Below are 4,508 nucleotides of genomic sequence, written 5' to 3' on the forward strand. Positions count from 1 at the left end.
GGTTACGCCTGGGCGATGGTGGTGCCGGTGGTGGTCGTACTCGGGGTGCTGGTGCTCTACCCGCTGGCCCGCGGGATCGTCCTGTCGCTCACCGACGCCACGGAGCTGAACAGCGGGCGCAGGATCGGGGTCAACACGATTCCCGCGACCTACGACTTCGTCGGGCTGCGCAACTACCTCGACGTGCTGAGCGGAACGGAAGGCACGTTCTACCCGCGTCTGTTGTGGACGGTCGAATGGACCGTCGCGTGCGTGGTCCTGCACTACGGCATCGGGCTGGGCCTGGCCATGCTGCTCAACCGCGCGATGCGGCTGCGCACCCTCTACCGGATGCTGCTGATCCTGCCGTGGGCCGTGCCGCCGTTCGTCGCGGCCTTCGCCTGGCGGCTCATCCTCAACAACCAGGGCGGGCTGCTCGACGCGCTGATGCAGCGGGTGGGCCTTCCCGGTGTCGACTGGCTCGGGCAGCCGCTGCCCGCCAAGCTCTCGGTGATCATGGTGAACGTCTGGATGGGCGTCCCGTTCATGATGGTCGCCCTCCTCGGGGGCTTGCAGACGATTCCGAAGGAACTCTACGAAGCGGCCGAAGTGGACGGTGCCACCCCGTGGCAGCGGTTCCGCGTGATCACCCTGCCCGGGCTGCGCCCGGTGACCGGAACGGTGGTCCTGCTCGGCGTGATCTGGACGTTCAACCAGTTCCCGGTCATCGCACTGCTCACCGGCGGCGGTCCCGGCGACTCCACGAGCATCCTGGTCACCGGGTCCTACTACGAGGCGTTCCGCGGTATCCGCAACTACTCCGGGGCGGCGACCTACGGGGTGATCATCGCCTCGATGCTGGTCGTGTTCGCCTCGTTCTACAAACGCTGGCTGGCCAGGGCACAGGAGGCCACCCGATGAGCGCCCGCATCCGCACCTCTTCCCGGGCGCGCCGGAGCGCCCGGAGCCGCCTCGCTTCGGCGGGCCTGCACACGACACTGGTGTTCGCCGGCGTGATCGCGGTGTTCCCGGTCGCGTGGGTGGCACTCACCTCGTTCAAGACCGACCGGGACACCTGGGCCCGCCCGCAGACCCTGGGACGGCTGGGCTTCGAAAACTACCGCCAGGTCCTCGGCGACACCCAGTTCGGCACCTGGTTCGCCAACTCGCTGATCGTGGCCGCCGGGACCACCGCCTTTTCCGTGTTCATCGCCGCCACCGCCGGCTATGCCGCCTCCCGGATGCGGTTTCCCGGGCAGCGGCCGCTGATGTGGCTGTTCCTGATCGTCCAGATGTTCCCGGCGGCGGTGCTGATCGTGCCGCTGTACAACGTGATGTCCGGGCTGGGCCTGCTCAACACCTATGGCGGCCTCATCCTCGCCCAGTGCACGGTGGCGGTGTCCTACTGCGCCTGGATGCTCAAGGGGTACTTCGACAGCATCCCCACCGACATCGACGAAGCCGGCCGGATCGACGGCCTGACACCGTTCGGCACGTTCTGGCGGCTGATCGTGCCACTGGCCAAACCGGGGATCGCGGCGACGGTGTTCTACGCGTTCGTCACCGCCTGGGGCGAGTTCGCCTTCGCGAGCATCCTCATGCAGGGCGAGGACAAGTTCACCCTCCCGGTGGGCATGAGCACGTTCGTCAGTGATTTCAGGGCGGAATGGGGACTGCTCACCGCGAGCTCGGTACTGGTGATGGTCCCCACCGCGGTGGTGTTCTTCCTCGTCCAGCGTCATCTCGTGGCCGGACTGACCTCCGGCGGTGTGAAGGGAAGTTGATGACAACGACACGATCCGGGCACCAGCCCGGCCGCGCCGAATGGTGGCGGACGGCGGCCATCTACCAGATCTACATCCGCAGCTTCGCCGACGGCAACGGCGACGGGAACGGGGATCTCGCCGGGATCCGCGGCAGGCTCGGCCATCTCGCCGGGCTCGGCGTGGACGCCGTGTGGATCACCCCCTTCTACCCGTCCCCGCTCGCCGACGGCGGCTACGACGTGGCCGACTACCGGGACGTGGACCCGATGTTCGGCGACCTCGGGGAATTCGAGGCGCTGCTGGGCGAGGCGCACGCGCGGGGGCTGCGCGTGATCATCGATCTGGTGCCGAACCACACCTCCTCGCGGCACCGGTGGTTCCAGGAAGCGCTCGCCGGTGAACCAGGGGCGCGCGAGCGCTACCTTTTCCGGGACGGGAACGGGGATCAGCCGCCCAACGACTGGGAATCGGTGTTCGGCGGGCCCGCGTGGACGCGGGTCGCCGACGGCCAGTGGTACCTCCACCTGTTCGACCCGGCGCAGCCCGACCTCAACTGGGACAACGTCGAGGTCCGAGCGGAGTTCGAAGAGATCCTGCGGTTCTGGCTCGATCTCGGCGTGGACGGGATCCGCATCGACGTGGCGCACGGGATGGTCAAGGCCCACGGCCTGCCCGACACCGGTCGCACCCGGCAGATCGAACTGCTGGGCCAGGCCGAACTCCCCTACTTCGACCAGGACGGGGTGCACGAGATCTACCGCGCCTGGCGCAAGATCCTCGATTCCTATCCCGGGGACCGCATGGCCGTGGCGGAAGCCTGGGCGCCGAACGCCGAGCGGCTCGCGCACTATCTCCGCCCCGACGAGTTGCACCAGGCGTTCAACTTCCACTACGTGGAGGCGGGCTGGGACGCCGGGCAGTTCCGGCAGGTGATCGACGAGTCGCTGGCCGCCGTCGCCGAGGTGGGCGCGCCCGCCACCTGGGTACTGTCCAATCACGACATCGTCCGGCACGTGACCCGGCTCGGCGGTGTGCGGCGGGCGCGGGCGGCCGCACTGCTCACCCTCGCGCTCCCCGGTTCCGCCTACCTCTACCAAGGCGAGGAACTCGGCCTGCCGGAGGTCACCGACCTGCCCGAGGAGGCACTGGCGGATCCGATGTGGGAACGCTCCGGCCACACCGAGCGGGGCCGGGACGGCTGCCGCGTGCCGATTCCCTGGTCGGGCAAGGCTTCCCCGTTCGGCTTCTCCACTTCGTCCCCGTGGCTTCCGCAGCCCGAGTCGTGGTCCGAACTGACCGTGGAGGCACAGGAATCCGAAGAGGACTCCACCCTTTCCCTGTACCGCAAGGCTTTGCGGCTGCGCCGCAGCGTGACCGGCGAATTCGCGTGGCTGGAGGCACCCGAGGGAGTGCTCGGCTTCCGCCGTGGCCCGGACTTCGTCTGCACGGTGAACTTCACCGGTGAGGCCGTGGACCTCGGACTGCCGCACCGGCCCCTGTTGAGCAGTGTCCCCCTCGACGGCGGCCTCCTGCCGCCCCATTCGGCGGCCTGGTGGCGGACGAGGGAACAGCGGGCCACGGAGGAGGAAGATACAATGCCGTAGGCGCCCGCGGCGACCGAGCATCCATCCGCGTCCTTTCCGCGCGAACCCACCGAAGAGATAGCGAAACATCGATGACCGAGCCCGTCCGCCTCACCGACATCGCCGAGCTCGCCAAGGTGAGCGAAGCGACCGTCAGCCGGGTCGTCAACGGGAAGGCGGGAGTCGCGGCGGCCACGCGGCAGGCCGTGCTGGCCGCGATGGACCAGCTCGGCTACGACCGCCCCGCCCGCTCCCGGCAACGCAACGCGGGGCTGATCGGGTTGATCATCCCCGAGCTGAACAACCCGATCTTCCCGGCCTTCGCACAGGTCATCGACCGGACGCTGACCCTGCGCGGGTTCACCTCCGTGCTGTGCACGCAGTCGCCGGGGGCGGCCACGGAGGACGAGCTGATCGAGGCACTGACCGAGCGCGGTGTGGACGGCATCGTGTTCGTCTCCGGCCTGCACGCGGATCAGACCGCTTCCCGCGACCGGTACACCCGGCTGATCACGCGCGGCCTGCCGGTGGTCTTCGTCAACGGCTACGCGCCGGACGTGAAGGCGCCGTTCTTCTCCGACGACGACGCGGCGGCCGTGCAGCTCGCGATCGCCCACCTGCGGGAGCTGGGGCACGAGCGGATCGGCCTCGCGGTCGGCCCGAGCCGGTTCGTCCCGTCGCGCCGCAAGGCGGAGGAGTTTCGCAGGCTCATGGCCCCCGTGGCCGGCGAAGCCGAGGTGGAACGGCTGCTCGTGAACTCGCTGTACTCGGTGGAGGGCGGGCATTCCGCGGCGTCGTTCCTGCTGGACGAGGGCTGCACGGCGATGGTGTGCGGCAGCGATCTGATGGCACTGGGCGCGATCCGGGGGGCGCGCAAGCGCGGCCTGTCGGTGCCCCGGGACTTCTCGGTCATCGGCTACGACGATTCCCCGCTGATCGCGTTCACCGATCCGCCGCTGACCACGATCCAGCAGCAGGTCTCCTCGATCGCGGCCGCGGCGGTGCGGGCGCTGCTGGACGAGATCGCCGGGTTGCCGGTGCCCAGCACCGAATACCTGTTCCAGCCCGAACTCATCGTGCGCGGCTCGACCGCCGCCTGCCCGTCCTCCTGACCGGGCCCGAACGACGCCGTGGGGAGCCACCTCACGGTCACCCGCACCCCCCTTTGTAGGCCCCGCAC

The 4,508-nt window shown here is 69.3% G+C and carries 4 protein-coding genes; all 4 read left to right on the forward strand.

The features are described 5' to 3' along the window. On the forward strand, positions 1-900 hold a 900-nt coding region (locus tag FNH05_RS33045), incomplete at its 5' end, for a carbohydrate ABC transporter permease (protein ID WP_246128091.1). After that, on the forward strand, positions 897-1,763 hold the full coding sequence (locus FNH05_RS33050) for a sugar ABC transporter permease (RefSeq protein WP_144592781.1): 867 nt from the start codon (positions 897-899) through the stop codon (positions 1,761-1,763). The genes FNH05_RS33045 and FNH05_RS33050, both read left to right, overlap by 4 nt. Next, positions 1,763-3,349, forward strand: coding sequence for a glycoside hydrolase family 13 protein (locus FNH05_RS33055; RefSeq protein WP_144592782.1), 1,587 nt, complete (start codon positions 1,763-1,765; stop codon positions 3,347-3,349). Before FNH05_RS33050 ends, FNH05_RS33055 begins: the two co-directional genes overlap by 1 nt. Positions 3,350-3,420: 71 nt before the next feature. Beyond that, entirely contained in the window at positions 3,421-4,440 is a 1,020-nt protein-coding gene (locus FNH05_RS33060; RefSeq protein WP_144592783.1) for a LacI family DNA-binding transcriptional regulator, read from the forward strand. Positions 4,441-4,508: the final 68 nt, after the last annotated feature.

The sequence above is a fragment of the Amycolatopsis rhizosphaerae genome (assembly GCF_007713715.1).
Lineage (GTDB): Bacteria > Actinomycetota > Actinomycetes > Mycobacteriales > Pseudonocardiaceae > Amycolatopsis_E > Amycolatopsis_E rhizosphaerae.